This is a genomic window from Changpingibacter yushuensis (assembly GCF_014041995.1).
Lineage (GTDB): Bacteria > Actinomycetota > Actinomycetes > Actinomycetales > Actinomycetaceae > Changpingibacter > Changpingibacter yushuensis.
In genome coordinates, this window is sequence record NZ_CP059492.1 from 2,258,419 (window position 1) to 2,273,994 (window position 15,576).

Annotated in this window: 15 protein-coding genes; 8 read left to right on the forward strand and 7 right to left on the reverse strand. The window is 58.2% G+C overall.

Annotated elements, in window-relative coordinates; all coding sequences use genetic code 11:
- The first annotated feature begins 40 nt into the window (after positions 1 to 40).
- From H2O17_RS09855 to H2O17_RS09890, 8 genes are all read left to right on the forward strand, one after another.
- Positions 41 to 778: an MIP/aquaporin family protein gene (locus H2O17_RS09855; protein WP_220456758.1), complete on the forward strand. Its 738-nt coding sequence runs from the start codon at positions 41 to 43 to the stop codon at positions 776 to 778.
- A gap of 64 nt (positions 779 to 842) precedes the next feature.
- Positions 843 to 2,366 carry a glycerol kinase GlpK gene (gene glpK, locus H2O17_RS09860; protein WP_182049513.1) on the forward strand — a complete coding sequence of 508 codons (1,524 nt, stop codon included), beginning with the start codon at positions 843 to 845 and terminating at the stop codon, positions 2,364 to 2,366.
- A gap of 230 nt (positions 2,367 to 2,596) precedes the next feature.
- Positions 2,597 to 4,270 (forward strand): L-lactate permease, encoded by a 1,674-nt coding sequence (locus H2O17_RS09865; protein WP_182049514.1) that lies wholly within the window; start codon positions 2,597 to 2,599, stop codon positions 4,268 to 4,270.
- A 14-nt stretch (positions 4,271 to 4,284) separates the two neighbouring features.
- A complete protein-coding gene (locus H2O17_RS09870) occupies positions 4,285 to 5,070 on the forward strand; it encodes a (Fe-S)-binding protein (RefSeq protein ID WP_182049515.1) in 786 nt (261 codons plus the stop codon).
- A 2-nt stretch (positions 5,071 to 5,072) separates the two neighbouring features.
- Positions 5,073 to 6,620 (forward strand): LutB/LldF family L-lactate oxidation iron-sulfur protein, encoded by a 1,548-nt coding sequence (locus tag H2O17_RS09875; protein ID WP_182049516.1) that lies wholly within the window; start codon positions 5,073 to 5,075, stop codon positions 6,618 to 6,620.
- Positions 6,620 to 7,246 carry a LutC/YkgG family protein gene (locus H2O17_RS09880; RefSeq protein ID WP_182049517.1) on the forward strand — a complete coding sequence of 209 codons (627 nt, stop codon included), beginning with the start codon at positions 6,620 to 6,622 and terminating at the stop codon, positions 7,244 to 7,246. Before H2O17_RS09875 ends, H2O17_RS09880 begins: the two co-directional genes overlap by 1 nt.
- Complete coding sequence (locus H2O17_RS09885) at positions 7,236 to 8,072, forward strand: SMP-30/gluconolactonase/LRE family protein (RefSeq protein ID WP_182049518.1); 837 nt, start codon at positions 7,236 to 7,238, stop codon at positions 8,070 to 8,072. Before H2O17_RS09880 ends, H2O17_RS09885 begins: the two co-directional genes overlap by 11 nt.
- Positions 8,073 to 8,079: 7 nt before the next feature.
- On the forward strand, positions 8,080 to 8,709 hold the full coding sequence (locus H2O17_RS09890) for a uridine kinase family protein (RefSeq protein ID WP_246311232.1): 630 nt from the start codon (positions 8,080 to 8,082) through the stop codon (positions 8,707 to 8,709).
- 115 nt (positions 8,710 to 8,824) lie between these two features.
- On the opposite strand, the gene lysS is transcribed toward H2O17_RS09890, so the two are convergent.
- From lysS to H2O17_RS09925, 7 genes are all read right to left on the reverse strand, one after another.
- Positions 8,825 to 10,351, reverse strand: coding sequence for a lysine--tRNA ligase (gene lysS / locus H2O17_RS09895; RefSeq protein WP_182049519.1), 1,527 nt, complete (start codon positions 10,349 to 10,351; stop codon positions 8,825 to 8,827).
- Between the two features lie 200 nt (positions 10,352 to 10,551).
- A complete protein-coding gene (gene panD, locus H2O17_RS09900) occupies positions 10,552 to 11,010 on the reverse strand; it encodes an aspartate 1-decarboxylase (protein ID WP_246311234.1) in 459 nt (152 codons plus the stop codon).
- Entirely contained in the window at positions 11,003 to 11,848 is an 846-nt protein-coding gene (gene panC, locus H2O17_RS09905) for a pantoate--beta-alanine ligase (RefSeq protein ID WP_182049520.1), read from the reverse strand. Before panC ends, panD begins: the two co-directional genes overlap by 8 nt.
- 105 nt (positions 11,849 to 11,953) lie before the next feature.
- Entirely contained in the window at positions 11,954 to 12,895 is a 942-nt protein-coding gene (locus H2O17_RS09910; RefSeq protein WP_182049521.1) for a Rossmann-like and DUF2520 domain-containing protein, read from the reverse strand.
- A gap of 105 nt (positions 12,896 to 13,000) precedes the next feature.
- Positions 13,001 to 13,513, reverse strand: coding sequence for a glutathione peroxidase (locus tag H2O17_RS09915; RefSeq protein WP_182049522.1), 513 nt, complete (start codon positions 13,511 to 13,513; stop codon positions 13,001 to 13,003).
- A 75-nt stretch (positions 13,514 to 13,588) separates the two neighbouring features.
- The gene (locus H2O17_RS09920; RefSeq protein ID WP_182049523.1) at positions 13,589 to 15,085 is read right to left on the reverse strand and encodes a PH domain-containing protein; all 1,497 of its coding nucleotides are present in this window, start codon (positions 15,083 to 15,085) and stop codon (positions 13,589 to 13,591) included.
- Positions 15,082 to 15,570, reverse strand: a complete 489-nt coding sequence (locus H2O17_RS09925) for a PH domain-containing protein (protein WP_182049524.1) — start codon at positions 15,568 to 15,570, stop codon at positions 15,082 to 15,084. The genes H2O17_RS09920 and H2O17_RS09925 overlap by 4 nt, the downstream gene beginning before the upstream one ends.
- Positions 15,571 to 15,576: the final 6 nt, after the last annotated feature.

A 15,576-nucleotide genomic window follows, 5' to 3' on the forward strand; every position in this document is an offset into this window, starting at 1 on the left:
CCTCTATATCCCAACACCCCTAATCCAATAAGGACGGAACATGGACACTCCCACAATGGGCCAGATATTCCTCTCCGAGTTCACCGGAACAGCACTGCTGATCCTGCTCGGTGCTGGCGTATGTGCAACGGTCAACCTCAACAAGTCAAAGGGTAAGGGCGGCGGCTGGCTGCTCATCAACTTTGGGTGGGGCCTGGCCGTGTTCGTTGGCGTTTACGCCGCGTGGCGCACAGGCGGCCACCTCAATCCCGCAGTTACGATAGCTCAGGTCATTGCTGGTAATGACCTAGCGACCGGCGTACCTGCCACAGTGGGCAACGTAGCCGTGTATATCGTGGCTCAGCTCATAGGTGCCATCGTTGGCGCCATCCTCGCATGGGTTGCTTTCAAGAAGCAGTTTGATGAGACAGAAGACCCAGCAGCCATTCTTGGCACCTTCTCAACCGGTCCTTCGGTTCGTTCATACGGATGGAACGTCGCAACTGAGGCCATCGGTACCTTCGTGCTGATCGCGTTTGTTCTTGTCTCAGGCAACAGCCCAACAGAGATCGGACCGCTGGCAGTCGCACTGGTCATCGTCGCGATCGGCGCCTCGCTCGGTGGGCCTACCGGATACGCCATCAACCCAGCTCGTGATCTCGGACCACGCATTGCGCATGCCATCCTGCCAATCCCTCACAAGGGCTCCTCTGATTGGAGCTACTCATGGGTTCCCGTGGTTGGCCCACTCATCGGCGCAGCAATCGCCGCGCTCATCATTCCTCCGATGATCGGCTAATCGGAATCATCGCAAAGCGACGGAACTCTGAAACCCCTCATCACAACGAAAGGATCAGTCGACAATGGCTGAAAAGAAGTACGTTCTGGCAATCGACCAAGGGACGACGTCGTCCCGCACCATCCTCTTTGATCACACCGGACACTCAGTAGCATCGGGTCAGCTCGAACACGAGCAGATCTTCCCGCACGCTGGCTGGGTTGAGCACAACGCGGTTGAGATCTGGGACAACGTGCGCCAGACCGTTGGCATCGCGCTCTCCCAAGCCCAGTCCAACCATCACGAAGTTGTTGCCGTTGGTATTACCAACCAGCGTGAGACCACCATCATTTGGGATCGTACAACCGGTGAGCCCGTCTACAACGCCATCGTCTGGCAGGACACGCGTTCGCAGGACATCGTGGACCGTTTGGCGGCCGACGGCGGACCCGACAAGTTCCGTCCGATTGTTGGCGAGACTCTCTCCACCTACGCATCACTCACGAAGATCATGTGGATTCTGGAGAATGTGCCAGGAGTTCGCGAGCGCGCCGAACGCGGCGAGCTCGCATTCGGTAACCCGGATTCGTGGCTTATCTGGAACATGACGGGTGGTGTGGACGGTGGCCTTCATATCACCGACGTGACAAATGCTTCGCGCACCATGCTCATGGATCTGCAAACGCTTCAGTGGCGCGAGGACATCTGCGAGATCGCGGGTATCCCTATGTCACTGCTCCCAGAGATCAAGTCCTCTTCTGAGGTCTATGGGTACGGCCGTGAGTCGGGCCTGCTTCCGGGTGTCCCGATTGCCGGAGACCTCGGCGATCAGCAGGCTGCCACCTTTGGCCAGGCATGCTTCCAACCTGGAATGGCCAAGAACACCTACGGCACTGGCTGCTTCATGCTGATGAACACCGGCGAAAACGCGCAGATGTCTGAGAACGGCCTGATCACTACGGTGTGCTACAAGATTGGCGATCAGCCAACCAAGTACGCACTCGAAGGTTCTATTGCCGTGACCGGATCGCTCATCCAGTGGCTGCGTGACAACCTGGAGATTGTGGCAACTTCCCCCGACGTGGAGTCTCTTGCAGCAAGCGTGGATGACAATGGCGGCGTGTACTTCGTCCCAGCGTTCTCCGGTCTTTTCGCACCACACTGGCGTGGCGACGCTCGTGGAGCAATCGTGGGTATGACTCGGTACAACACGAAGGCACACATTGCTCGCGCAGCTCTCGAGGCAACCGCGTTCCAGACTCGTGAGGTTCTCGATGCAATGGAAGCCGATTCGGGCGTCCAGCTTGAAGAGCTGCGTGTGGACGGTGGCATGACTGCCAACAACCTCCTTATGCAGTTCCAGGCAGACATCTTGGATACCGAAGTGGTGCTGCCCGTCGTGGCAGAGACCACAGCGTTGGGTGCGGCATACGCCGCAGGCATCGCAGTCGGATTCTGGGACGGTGAACAGGACGTTACAAACAACTGGGCGGAAGCCAAGCGCTGGTCGCCCAACATGGATGCTGACGAGCGCGATCGCCAGCTGCGCCAGTGGAAGAAGGCCGTTACTAAGACCCTTGACTGGGTTGATGAGGATGTGACGCTGTAGACACATTGGGTTGCTGAGCTTTTACGCGCAGCATTTCTTGCATATCTCATAAGGCTACCCTTGGTGCTATCGTGCCAAGGGTAGCCTTGTGCTAGGACGAAGGGCCGTTGTTTGATCCGTTCGGAACAAACAATTCACCACGTCTCGGTGGGGGCTCGTTTTCCCAACACCAACCCTTCGCGCCATCGTCCGGCTTGCCCGTGATCGATCTCCAAAGGAGGAGAAGCGATATGGCAACTGCTGCTGCCTTTATTCCGTCAACGACGACGGTCGGTTCTAGTCTCGTGCTCACTGCGTTACTGGCTCTTGTTCCGCTCATTTTGTTCTTTGTGCTTCTGGGCGTGTTCCGCGTTCCCACTCACTGGTGCGCGCTGAGCTCACTCGCCGCCGCCCTTGTGGTCGCCATCTTTGGTTTCAAGATGCCCGCCCATTTGGCGTTGCTTTCCGGAACCCAAGGAATTGCTTTCGGGCTCTTCCCCATCCTCTATATCGTCATCATGGCCGTGTGGCTGTACAACCTCACCGAACGCTCCGGGCGCTCAGAGGATGTTCGCGCTGTGTTTGCCATGGTCGGCAAAGGAGACAAGCGGATCCAGGTACTGCTCATAGGTTTCTGTTTCTGCGGACTTCTGGAAGGGCTCGCGGGTTTTGGAGCACCTGTTGCGATCGCCTGCGCCATGCTCCTTGCCATTGGTATTCCACCCATCAAGGCCGCTCTGGCGACCATGGTGGGCAACGCCCTCAACGTTGGGTTCGGAGCCATGGCGATTCCTGTCACCACGGCGGGCCAGCTTGGCGGCGTAGATGCCAACCTCGTGGCTGGCACGATGGGCCGCATTACGCCATTCTTCCTCGTGTGGATTCCCGTGGTTCTTCTGGCCATTGTCGACGGCGCCCGCGGCGTGCGTCAGGCGTGGCCTGCGGCCATTGTGGCCGGCTTCGGCATGGCGTTCGGCCATGTCATCGGTTCCACCTTCTTGCCCTATCAGCTCACCGCGGTGTTCGCCTCGTTGATTTCCTTCGTGTTGCTCGCCATTCTTCTCAACTTTTGGCGGCCTGCTACTCCCGAAGAGCAGCATTCAGTTGCCAATTCTTCCGGCATGACCGCTTCCCGAGTCACGCTCGGACTCTTGCCCTACTGGCTTGTTGTAGTCATCTTCGGCATCGCGAAGCTGTGGACCCTCGGAATTGATATCCCGGCCTGGCTTTCTTCCACGGACATCAAGATTCACTGGCCCGGTTTGGACGGAAATCTTGCCTCCGTCGCGGCGGACGGAACAGTCACCGCATCCACCTCCACGATCTTCAACTTCCAGTGGCTTTCCTCACCCGGAACGATGTTGCTCATAACGGGACTCATCGTTTCGGTAGCCTACGGGACGACGTCGTCGGGAGGGCGATTCGCCTTCTCTTTCGCTCGTGGAATCCGTACTTTGATTAAGACGGCATACGATCTGCGAATCACCATCCTCACGATCTGCTCGATCATGGCCCTTGCCTACGTTATGAACTTCTCTGGCCAGACCGTTGCTATTGGCACATGGCTCGCCGCCACTGGCGCAGCCTTCGCATTCCTTGCTCCCGTGCTCGGTTGGATTGGAACTGCGGTTACCGGATCGGCCACCTCAGCAGCAGCACTGTTTGCAAACCTGCAGGCAGTGGCAGCCGGCCAGGCCCACCTCAGCCCGCAGCTTCTGCTCGCCGCAAATGAGATTGGCGGCGGAATCGGCAAGATCATCAGCCCGCAGAACCTCGCGATTGCTGCTTCAGCAATCAAGGAACCCGGCTCCGAATCAACCCTGTTGCGCAAGGCCCTTCCATATTCTGTGATGTTGGTAGTGATACTCGGCATCATCGTATTCCTCGCCTCGCGCGGAGTACTCGGCTTCATCATTGTTTCTTAAGAAAGGAGACACCGTTGAGAATCGCACTATTTGCCACATGTATCTCCGACGTCATGTTCCCGCAGGCGGCGGAGGCAACTGTGCACCTCTTGGAGAGGCTGGGCCACGAAGTGGTCTTCCCCGAGGATCAAGGGTGCTGCGGTCAGATGCACACGAACACCGGGTATTACCCTGAGGCGATGCCGCTGATCCGCAATCACGTGAAGACGTTTGCGCCCGTTCTGGACGGCGAATGGGATGCCATTGTGGTTCCGTCGGGTTCCTGCACTGGCTCCCTGCGCCATCAGGCAGAACTGGTTGCACGTGATCAGGGTGAGGAGCAAGTTGCCGCCTACGCCGCTGAACTCGCGAAGAAGACCTACGATCTTCCTGAACTCCTCGTCAATGTGCTTGGACTCGAAGATGTTGGCGCATATTTCCCACATCGCGTCACCTATCACACCACGTGCCATTCTCTGCGCATTGCACGCATAGGCGATACACCTATCCGGCTGCTCAACCATGTAGACGGGCTGGATTTCGTTCCGCTGCCGGAGGCTGACGTCTGCTGCGGGTTCGGCGGAACGTTCTCGCTGAAGAATCCTGAGACTTCTGCAGCGATGCTTTCAGACAAGATGGCCAACATTGTCTCAACCGGGGCAGAAATAGTGGTCGCGGGCGACTACTCGTGCCTCATGAACATCGGTGGTGGACTTAGCCGGACCCGCTCCGGAGTCCGTTCCATGCACCTCGCGGAAGTCCTTGCCGGAACCAAGGAAGAACCGTGGACCGCCCCCGCAACCACAACGAAGGTTGGATAATCATGACTTCCACCATTGAGAATCTCGCCAAGAAGCTAAAGATTAGGGATTGGGCCGAAAAGGATATCGAAGCCTCTGAACTGGGTTGGTACCCCGGTCACGAGCAACCCGAAGATCCACTCCGGTGGGGGCAAAGATTCCCCGACGGAGCGAAGGAGACCCTTCAGAACACCCAAATGCGGCGCAACCTTGGTTACGCTACGGACAAGATCCGGACAAAGCGCAACACTCGCGTAGATGAGATGCCCGATTGGGAGGCCCTGCGCGAGGCCGGTTCCAACATCAAGCGCAACACTGTGGCGCGATGGCCTGAACTCCTCGAGCAGTTCGAAGCGAACGTGACCGCCCGTGGAGGCATCGTTCACTGGGCGCGTGACGCCAAGGAAGCAAACGAAATCGCGTACTCCATCATCAAGCAGAAGCAGGTCGACGAGGTAGTCAAGGTTAAGTCCATGGCCACCCAGGAGATCAACTTGAACGAGTACCTTTCCGAGCGCGGTGTTCAAGCGTGGGAGACCGACCTCGCGGAGATGATCGTCCAACTGGCTGATGACATGCCTTCCCACATTGTGGTTCCAGCGATTCATCGCAACCGAGCCGAGGTCAAGGCAATCTTTGAGGCACGCATGGGCGATGCTCCAGAGAACATGGGCAACGAGCCTCGCGAACTTGCGATGGCAGCTCGCGCCCATCTGCGAAAGAAGTTCCTTTCAGCTAAGGTGGCAATTTCCGGTGCCAATATGGGCATCGCAGAATCTGGGACGCTCGCGATCTTTGAGTCGGAAGGCAACGGCCGCATGTGCCTGACTCTTCCGGAGACTCTCATCACCATCATGGGCATTGAGAAACTTGTTCCCAGCTATGAGGACATCGAGGTGTTCAGCCAGCTCCTGCCGCGTTCTGCAACGGGAGAGCGCATGAATCCCTACACCTCGTTCTGGACTGGTGTGACGCCAGGAGACGGTCCTCAGGAGTTCCACCTCATCCTCATGGACAACGGCCGTACGGACGTGCTTGCCGATCCTGTAGGGCGCGAGACACTCAAGTGCATTCGTTGCGGCGCTTGCATGAACATCTGCCCCGTGTACCGCCACGTGGGCGGGCACGCGTACAACTCGGTCTACCCTGGCCCGATCGGTGCCATCCTCACGCCACAGCTTCTCGGTTCGTTTGACCACAACGATCCGGCATCCACACTTCCCTTCGCGTCTTCGCTGTGTGGTGCGTGCTACGACGCCTGCCCGGTCAAGATCGATATCCCAACGATCCTCGTGCACCTTCGCCATCGATACACCGAGGCGAACCGCGGCGGAGTTCCCAGCATCTGGGACGTGGGCATGGGCGCCACCTCCAAGATCATGGGTAAGGGAAAAGCTATGGAGGTTGCTGGTAAGGCGCTGCACCCAGCTCGAGTGATTGGCGGACCCCGCCGCCGAATTGGCCATATTCCGCTTCCACTCGCCAAGGACTGGACGTTCGTTCGTGACGTTCCGGCTCCTCCGGCGCAGAGTTTCCGGGAATGGTGGAACGATCGTGAAGGAGAGAAGTGATGGCTACTTCCGCAAAGGATGAGATTCTGCGGCGTATCCGGGCCGCTGGACCAATCGAAGTTCCTGCGATACCCCGCGAGTACCGCAAGAGCGCTGAGGGTGACGTAGTTGAAGAGATGGAGCAAGCTCTTATCGATTACACTGCCACCGTGTTCCACTCCACTGAGGACGGAATCCCTGATGCCATCGATGCGGCTCTGCAGGATCAGGCATCCGTGGTAGTTCCGGCGGGCCTTCCTGAATCATGGAAGGAAGCTGCGGGGCGCGGACGCGAACTGCGCATAGATGAACCAGCACTCTCCAAGGGCGAACTGGATTCCACCAATGCTGTTGTCACAGGTTCACGCGTAGCCGTTTCCTTGTCAGGAACGATCATGTTGGACGGCTCACCTGATCAAGGGCGCCGCGCGATCACGTTGGTACCTGATACTCACGTCATTGTGCTTCGCGCGAAGGATATCAAGGCCACCGTTCCAGAAGCAGTTGCGATCTTGGGTGAGAACCCCACTGCGCCAACTACGTGGATTGCCGGTCCATCTGCCACCTCGGACATCGAATTGGTCCGGGTAGATGGTGTACACGGTCCACGCACGTTGCGCGTTATCATCGTTAGTGATGAGTCTTGAACAAATAACTGATGAAGTCGCCTTCCATGGCGAAGGCCCCGTGTGGCACGAGTCGTGGGGAGGGCTTCGGTGGGTAGATATGCTCGCCGGTGCACTCCTCACGCTCGGATCTGACGGGGCTGTGTCCCGTCTAGAGGTCGGATCGAGGATCGCGGCATTTGTGCGTCCGCGCACGAGTGGCGGTTACGTAGTGGGTGTGGAGCGCGGGATTGCGCTATCCGATTCACCGTTCGGCATTCCCGTACACAGTGAACCCCTGTGGTCTGACCCGAACGTTCGAATGAATGAGTGTGGAATTGACCCTCAGGGCCGCCTCTACGCCGGAGGGATGCCATATGACAAGACCCCCGGGGGCGCCAAACTGTTCCGCATTGCGGGCCAGCAGATAGATGTGATTGAAGAGCACGTCACCACATCCAATGGCATCGAGTTCACCGCCGATGGCTTGCTCGCCTATTACAATGACACAGGCACAAAGCAAACCGATGTGTACGACGTCGACGCCGCCGGCAACCTTTCCAACCGACGTTTGTTCCACAAGGGTGACGGCGGCAGCCCAGATGGCCTTGCTGTGGATTCAGAGGGCAATGTGTGGTGCGCAATCAACAGACTTGGACTTGTTCGCCTCTACTCCCCGCAAGCAGAAATCCTCGGTCAGTGGAAACTCCCCTGCCCTGGTGTCACTGCCGTGACGCTTGGCGGCGCAGACGGCAAGGACGTCTTCGTCACTACGTCCAAGGAGAATGCTGATGTTGCTGGCTCGGGTGCAGTGTTCCATATGCGCGCTGAGGTAGCTGGCCAGCCCACAAAGCTCTACGCGTACTGAGCTGCGCGTGGACCCGCTTTTCGACATCAATCCTGCCGAGCGCCAGCCACTCGCCAAAGTTGTGGTGGTTGCTGGCCCTTCAGGCACCGGAAAAACTCGCTTCACCACCCGATCGGGTTTGCCCGTTATTTCGCTCGATGAGTTCTACTTCGAGGGCACCCACCCGGGCATGCCCCAACGCCACGGGATGGTGGACTGGGATTCGCCTCTCACGTGGAATCGAGAGGGAGCGCTGTCCGCTCTCGTGCGGTTGTGCACGGAGGGGCACACTGAGGTTCCTATCTACGATATTCCAACAAACTCGCGCACCGGCGTCCGCGACGTCGAGTTGGACGGCGCAAGAATTGTCCTCGTGGAAGGTATCTTCGCACCGGAAATTGTGCGTGACGTGCGCGGCGAGGGCATTTTGGCAGACGCCATTTGTCTGAAGCGCCCACGCGCTCAGACCTTCTGGTTCCGTCTGGCTCGCGATTTGGATGAGGGGCGCAAACCTCCGATCAACCTCATACGTCGCGGAATCTCTCATTTCTTTGCAGAGCCCGATACGTACCGGCGGATAGAAGCGAACGGTTGTCGAATTGTCACATGGGAGGAAGCCCACGAGACCCTGACCAACCTTTTGGCTCGCGCACGGTAGGCAGGCACTAGGCGGCATACCATCGCTTCGCCACGCCAAACGAACGGCACTTGCGACCAGACGAACGCCACGTGAGACGAGATTGAGGGCGGTTCTTGGAACCGCCCTCAACAACTCACTTGCCTTGTGGCTTGATGAATGGGAACGTGATCGTCTCGCGGATTCCAAGACCAGTCATAGCCGTCAACAAACGATCAATACCCATGCCCATTCCACCCGTTGGTGGGAAGCCTTGCTCCATCGCCTCAATGAACTCCTCATCAAGCTGCATGGCCTCAGGATCACCATTTGCTGCCTCAAGGGATTGAGCCACCAGGCGTTCGCGTTGGATCACCGGATCAGCCAGTTCTGAGTAAGCAGTTCCCAGCTCCATGCCACGCACGTAGAGATCCCACTTCTCAGTCAAACCAGGCTTGCTGCGGTGAGGGCGCGTCAACGGGGAGGTGTCCTCTGGGAAATCACGAACGAAAGTCGGAGCCCACAGCTTGCTGCCCACCAACTCCTCAAAGATTTCCTCCACGATCTTCCCGTTAACCCAGAATGGCGCCACTGCGATATCGTGCGCTTCGGCAAGCGCCTCCAGGCGTTCGCGCGAGGTCTCAACAGTTACTTCTTCGCCCACAGCTTCCGAGACAGAATCGTAGAGATCGATCGCAGCCCACTGGCCGCCCAGATCGTATTCCTGCCCATCTGCCAAAGTCACCGTAGTGGTACCCAAGGTATCGAGGCACGCCTGTTGTATGAGGCTCTGAGTCAGCTCCGCCATCGTGTCATACGTGCCATATGCCTGATAGGCCTCGAGCGCCGTGAACTCAGGGGAATGCGTGGAATCTGCGCCTTCATTGCGGAAGTTGCGGTTGATCTCAAAGACTCGATCAACGCCGCCAACCACGGCGCGCTTGAGATGGAGTTCAGTTGCGATACGCAAATAGAGATCTTCATCGTAAGCATTGATGTGAGTCTTGAAAGGGCGCGCCGCAGCGCCGCCGTGCATGACCTGAAGCATCGGTGTCTCAAGCTCAATGTAGCTGCGCGAATCAAAGTTGGCCCGCAACGACTTCATGACTCCAGCGCGCAACCGAACCATGTCACGTGCAGCCGGACGCATGATGAGGTCAAGGTGACGCAAACGTACCCGGGCCTCTTCGGACAAGGAGACCTCGTTGCCATCAGCGTTCTTGTATACCTTTGGAAGCGGACGAATTGCCTTCGAAGCAATTTGCCACGAGGTTGCGAAGATGGAGAGTTCGCCTCGCTTGGAGGCGCCTACGTAACCTTCAACAAACAAGTGGTCGCCGAGGTCGGCGTCGGACTTGTAGCGAGCCAGCGCATCTTCACCAACGTTTGCGAGTGAGAGAATGATCTGGATGCGAGTGCCCGCGCCGTCCTGAATGGTTGCGAAGCAGATCTTTCCGCCGGTGCGTGAGAGCATGATGCGGCCTGCGATGCCAACGCGTTCGTCAACGAGCTCAGCACCGGGCTCAATGCCCTCGAACTTCTCACGAACTTCCGCAATGGTGGCAGTCACCGGCAACTCTGCCGGGTATGGCTCAATGCCCGCGTCAAGCATCTTCTGGCGCTTGGCCAGACGCACCTGAATCTGTTCGGGAGTATCGTCTGCGGAAGTTACGTTATCAGTCACCCCACAAGCCTAACGGTGTTTCACGGCGTTCCAAAAAAGAAATGGCGTGACATTCGCCCATAACCCGGCGAAAAAGGTCAGAGAAAAGGTGCGCACAGGTGTGCTGTGCGCGCCCACAGGCTCAGCGATTGGTCGCCCGCTCGCAGTAGGGACTATTCACCTGCTCGAGACGGCGATTGTTCGCCGGCTCAAGACAGTGACTATTCGCCTGCTCGGAAGCTGGAGAACGTGGTTCCGGAAGACATGAGATCAGGGGAATCGGGAACCTGTCCGGGTTCGTTCGAACTCTCGAGGATGTGGTTGTGTTCATCCACAAACACGACGTGGGGTTCATAGGTTCTCGCCGTCAGTTCATCAAGCATTGAGTACGTGATGAGAATGGCGATGTCACCTTGGCTGATGAGGTGGGCGGCTGCACCATTAATGTTAATGATGCCCGAACCGCGTTCACCCGGGATAGTGTACGTGGTTAGGCGCGCACCATTCGTCACGTCGACGATGTCCACTTCTTGACCGGCAAGAATGTCAGCCGCGTCAAGAAGGTCGGCATCAACCGTCACTGATCCAACATAGTTGAGATCAGCCCCGGTTACCGTGACGCGGTGGATCTTTCCGGTCATCATGCGGCGAAGCCGCGCTGCCGAGTAATTGTCACTCATGGAAAAGCACCTCCATGTTGTCGATGAGTCGCGTGGACCCGACCCACGCGGCAGTTACGAGCAAGCCGCGTGTTGCCGCGGTTCCGGATTCTATCTCTCCAAAGGTTTCGGGATCCACAAGTGAGAGGTAATCGAGTGTGACACCCGGAGCTTGCTCCAGGTGCCGCTGGACGAGTGCGCGCACCGAATCTGGCGCACCCCCACGGGCGGCCGCATCGCGCCCCACAATGAGGGCTTGGCTGATCGCCAATGCTTCGATTCGTTCTTCATCGTTGAGATAGGCATTTCGCGAGGACAACGCCAGCCCGGACTCCTCGCGTTTGATCGGGACTGACCGAATCTCAACCGGTATGTCCAGATCGGCAACCAGTGTTCGGATGAGAGCCAGTTGCTGGGCATCCTTCTGTCCGAAGAAAGCCACATCCGGGTGCACGAGGTTGAGGACCTTGTTAACTACCTGCAAAACCCCGGCGAAGTGTGTTGGCCGCGTCTTTCCTTCGTAAAGAGCTGCGACCGGACCCGGATTAATCCGCACGAGCGGTTCACGCGGATACAGCTCCTCGGCCGCAGGCGCGAACACAACCTCCACACCTACCGTGCCAAGCAATGCCATGTCTGCTTCAAGGTCGCGTGGGTAGGCCTCATAATCCTCGCCCGGGCCAAACTGAAGTGGATTGACAAAAATCGAAACAACAACGTTCTGGGCGCTCGCGCGCGCCGCACGTACCAAGGACAGGTGGCCCTCATGGAGCGCACCCATCGTCATGACCAGCGCTACGGAGCCCTCAAGCTCTCCCAACGCCTTCCGGAGTTCCTCTTTGGTCTGCGTCAACTTCACATCTCAAGCCTACCGTCCGGTAACTTGTTGGCCTAGGCGGTGGGCACCCCCGGAGGTGTTCAACTAGTCACTGACCGAGGATTCGCTTAGGTACCAACGATCTGGTCATTGCTTGAGTACTGCGAGGATCGCTTCTGCCTGTTCCGGGCGCAGAATCCTGCGTTCTTGTGCCCGCTGGGCAGTTGCCGTTGCAAGTGCGCGGTACACGGGCGGCACGTCCCCATATTCCCCTGTGGCCGCGAGCGCATCGATCGCAGCAGCGTGCTCCGCCACCGTCCCCACATCACCGCGCACCACAGGCCCTGTGAGCAACGCTTCTCCCGATCGCAACGCTCCGTCGAGCGATGCCTCGAGAAGCGGCGCTAGGTAAGCACCCGAATCCTCGACACCCACAGCTTCAAGCATCCGCATTGCCTCGACAACAAGAGTGACAAGATGGTTGGCTCCGTGAGACAAAGCCGCGTGGTACAGACCGCGATCTTCTTCGCCGACGACGACGGGATGCCCACCTAGTTCCGTCACCAACGCTTGACCAATAGGGAGCAGCATTGCCGGGCCGGTGACAGCGAAGGGGCAGCCGACGAGCCGCGCTACGTCTAGCGACGTACCCGTGAACGTCATCGCCGGATGGATGGCCAAGGTGAGCGCACCGGATTTTGCTGCGGGCGCCAGAATGGATGTGCCGCGGCTGCCGGCCACGTGAATGACGAGTTGACCGGGCCGCCACAGTCCTAGCTTGGCGGCTCCGTCCGCAAGGCCAGCGATTTCGTCGTCGGGAATGGCAATGAGAACGAGGTCTGAGTTCTCAATTATCTGCTGCACAGGCATCGCCGGGATGCCGGGGAGCATAGTTTCGAGGCGGTCGCGACTGGCCTCGGAGGAGGCATACGCTCCCGTGATGGTGTGGCCAGCGGCGCGCAGGCCAGATCCCAGTGCCGCACCTACTCTGCCAGCGGAGATGATTCCGATGCGGAGCCTACCCGCACGGTGAGGCACCATGCGTTCGCCAGATGCGGCTGTGCGACCTTGGTTCAGGTTCTCAGACATAAGTTCAACTGTAGTCGGAGCAGCGAATCCCACCGGCTGGCCACGGGAATCCGAGCAAGGAGCCGCACACTCCCTGTCACCGAAACCGATGAGCCGCACACCCGATCAGGCAGCGAGCGGAAGGTGGCTCGTGATGGCTTCCATAACCTCAGGAGAATCGGGCTTGGTTGTTGGCGCGAATCGGTAGAGGTGATCATCAGGCGTTAGCACAAACTTCTCAAAGTTCCATTTGATGGGTCCGCGCATGGCGGGGCCTTCGGCCAAGTCTTTCAGCGCCTTGTACATGGGGGCCGCATGAGATCCGTTCACCCTAATCTTGTCCATGATCGGGAACGTGACACCCCACGTCACCGAGCAGTACTCAAGGATCTCTTCCATTGAACCTGGTTCCTGACCAAGAAACTGGTTGCAGGGGAATCCTATGATCTGAAGGCCCTTGTCCCCGTAGGTCTTCTGGAGGTCCTCAAGTTGCTCATACTGCGGCGCGAGGCCACACTTGGAGGCCACATTTACTATGAGCACCACCTGATCCGCGAGCGCGGAGAGATCGGTCTCCTCGCCCTTCGAATTACGAAAGGTGATGTTTCTGATGTCCGCAATCTGAGAGGCGTTTTCCATGGCTCCAACCTACCAACCGAGCGTTCCTTCCAAAAGGTGTGGAGTGAGGCAACTGGGGCCACTGTTTCACTATGTTCAGTGAACGCCCACCCTCAGGCGCCACGCTTCGATACTCTCGCGATCGGCCGCCGCCCGGCGTACCTTGCCCGCCACGCTCTCATTTCCAATGAGCCGAACGGCATCATCTAGCCGAAGGTGCGATTGGATTGGAATAACAGCCACATTCACCATACAAAAGCGCAAGGAAGCCAGCTCTAGGTGCCTCTCCAACGGCCCCTGACTCAGCGCTAAGGACTGGTAGTGATCGTGCAACACGAACTTCGTGCTGCGCCTCCAGAAGCCGCTCCACCGCAACACTGCGACTGTGCGGGTCAACGCAATTGCGTTGGAGCGCCACCCCACAGGATCGAGCCACTTGCTCTGTTCGGGTGCCGGCGTGAAGGCCACCGATCCTCCAGAACCAGCGAAGGCCTCCTCAAGGAATGCTTGGGCGTCATCCACACCCAAGTCCGGCAGAATGACCCACAGCATCCGCTCGACCTCTTCGCGCGTGCCCACCGGAATAACGAGCGCGTCGGCGTCGTCGTTCACTTCGCCTGTGGCCAACGTCAAAACACTCAGGCGCCACCATCCCAATCGGCGCCACATCCGAGGTTGGTTGATCTCGATCGCGTGCACTCGGCCCGGAGCGACAGTCTGAGCGAAGGTAGAGACCAGACCCGAGCGAATCCGCACACCGTTGGAGGCCAAGAAGACCTTCGTTCCCCACGTCTTCGCAAGCTTCTTGATGGAGCTCCATGCGCTGCCAAGCACTACGAACAGGAACGGAATCCATGCGAATCCATCCAGCACAAGGCCCACCAGCAACGTTCCAGCCAATGAGAAGATTCCCGCAATTCCTGAAACGGAGTAGAGCGTTGTGAGCACTAACCGGCGCGTTTCCAAGGCGTAGATAGGAAACTCCTGCGCGGTGACGGCAGAACCCTTGGTCCAGTCTCCGAACTCTGGATCCTTTCCAAGCCGCGCCGCGGCGGATGCCTCCATGATGACCTGGCGCAGCGCTTCACAATGCTTCATCGTGAGCAGACCGAGTTCGACGTCGTCCGTTCCGGCAGCGCCACTCTCCACTGCCACGCTGCCTTGGTTGAGTACCCGAGCAACGAGGTTTTGGCTGATATCGACGCTCTGAACCCGATCCCAGCGCACATGAACATGCTGTTTGATGAAAACTCCGGACTGAAGGTGAATACCGTCTGGAACGAGGGCAAACCTCTTGAAGCGCCACGTAATCGCAGAAAACACCGTGACAATCAGGACGAACGCCGCCACTGCCGCCAGAATGATGAGAATGAACGAACTGATACCCGAAACGGAATCCCGTAGCTCATCTATGCCGTCGTTCTCTAGGATCTGCTTTGCTCCATAGAACACAGCCAAGCCCAGAAAACCCACTAGTTTGAGGGCATCACCCAGAACCGTTGCCTTTGTGAAGCGATGCCACTGAGTATCAGGCACGGCACTGTGCGGCGCATCCGACTGATCCAACTGGGCGGGATCCGATTCGAGGCTCACAGGCCCTCCATCTCCGCAGTGCCGAGTGCTGTGAGCTTGGTACGCAAACGCTCCGCCTCGGCTTGAGGAACTCCGGGAATTACGCCGTTAGTGCCTGCCGCTGCTGTAACGAGCGTTACAGATGCCAATCCGTACCGTTTAAGAAGTGGGCCGGAAGATACCGTCACCTGCTGCATACGGCCATATGGAATAACCTCCAAAGCTCGGAACATAATGCCACGGCAAAGTACCAACTCTTCCTCAAGTTCTGCGTACCCCATCGCGCGCACGCGCCTCCATACGAGCACCACGTACCAGAGCCACAACCCCACAACCACAACGATTCCGAGGGCCGCCCACCGGAAGGATTCCCACGTCAGAATGGTGACTACCACAGCAGCGACCAGCGCTGGTACGCCCAGAAAGAACGAGGATATGAGTTTGACTCGTGCAAATGCGGGGTCAACCGGTTTGAACGTTAGGCCAGGAGCCAAGGGGGTGAACATGTCCCC

Bases quoted from the DNA above. Each gene is read 5' to 3' on its own strand.
- glpK (WP_182049513.1), top strand. From the start codon at position 843: ATGGCTGAAAAGAAGTACGTTCTGGCAATCGACCAAGGGACGACGTCG.
- panD (WP_246311234.1), bottom strand. From the start codon at position 11,010: ATGAGTGACAATTACTCGGCAGCGCGGCTTCGCCGCATGATGACCGGA.
- H2O17_RS09865 (WP_182049514.1), top strand. From the start codon at position 2,597: ATGGCAACTGCTGCTGCCTTTATTCCGTCAACGACGACGGTCGGTTCT.
- H2O17_RS09875 (WP_182049516.1), top strand. From the start codon at position 5,073: ATGACTTCCACCATTGAGAATCTCGCCAAGAAGCTAAAGATTAGGGAT.
- H2O17_RS09915 (WP_182049522.1), bottom strand. From the start codon at position 13,513: ATGGAAAACGCCTCTCAGATTGCGGACATCAGAAACATCACCTTTCGT.
- H2O17_RS09855 (WP_220456758.1), top strand. From the start codon at position 41: ATGGACACTCCCACAATGGGCCAGATATTCCTCTCCGAGTTCACCGGA.
- H2O17_RS09910 (WP_182049521.1), bottom strand. From the start codon at position 12,895: ATGTCTGAGAACCTGAACCAAGGTCGCACAGCCGCATCTGGCGAACGC.
- H2O17_RS09885 (WP_182049518.1), top strand. From the start codon at position 7,236: ATGAGTCTTGAACAAATAACTGATGAAGTCGCCTTCCATGGCGAAGGC.
- H2O17_RS09925 (WP_182049524.1), bottom strand. From the start codon at position 15,570: ATGTTCACCCCCTTGGCTCCTGGCCTAACGTTCAAACCGGTTGACCCC.
- H2O17_RS09880 (WP_182049517.1), top strand. From the start codon at position 6,620: ATGGCTACTTCCGCAAAGGATGAGATTCTGCGGCGTATCCGGGCCGCT.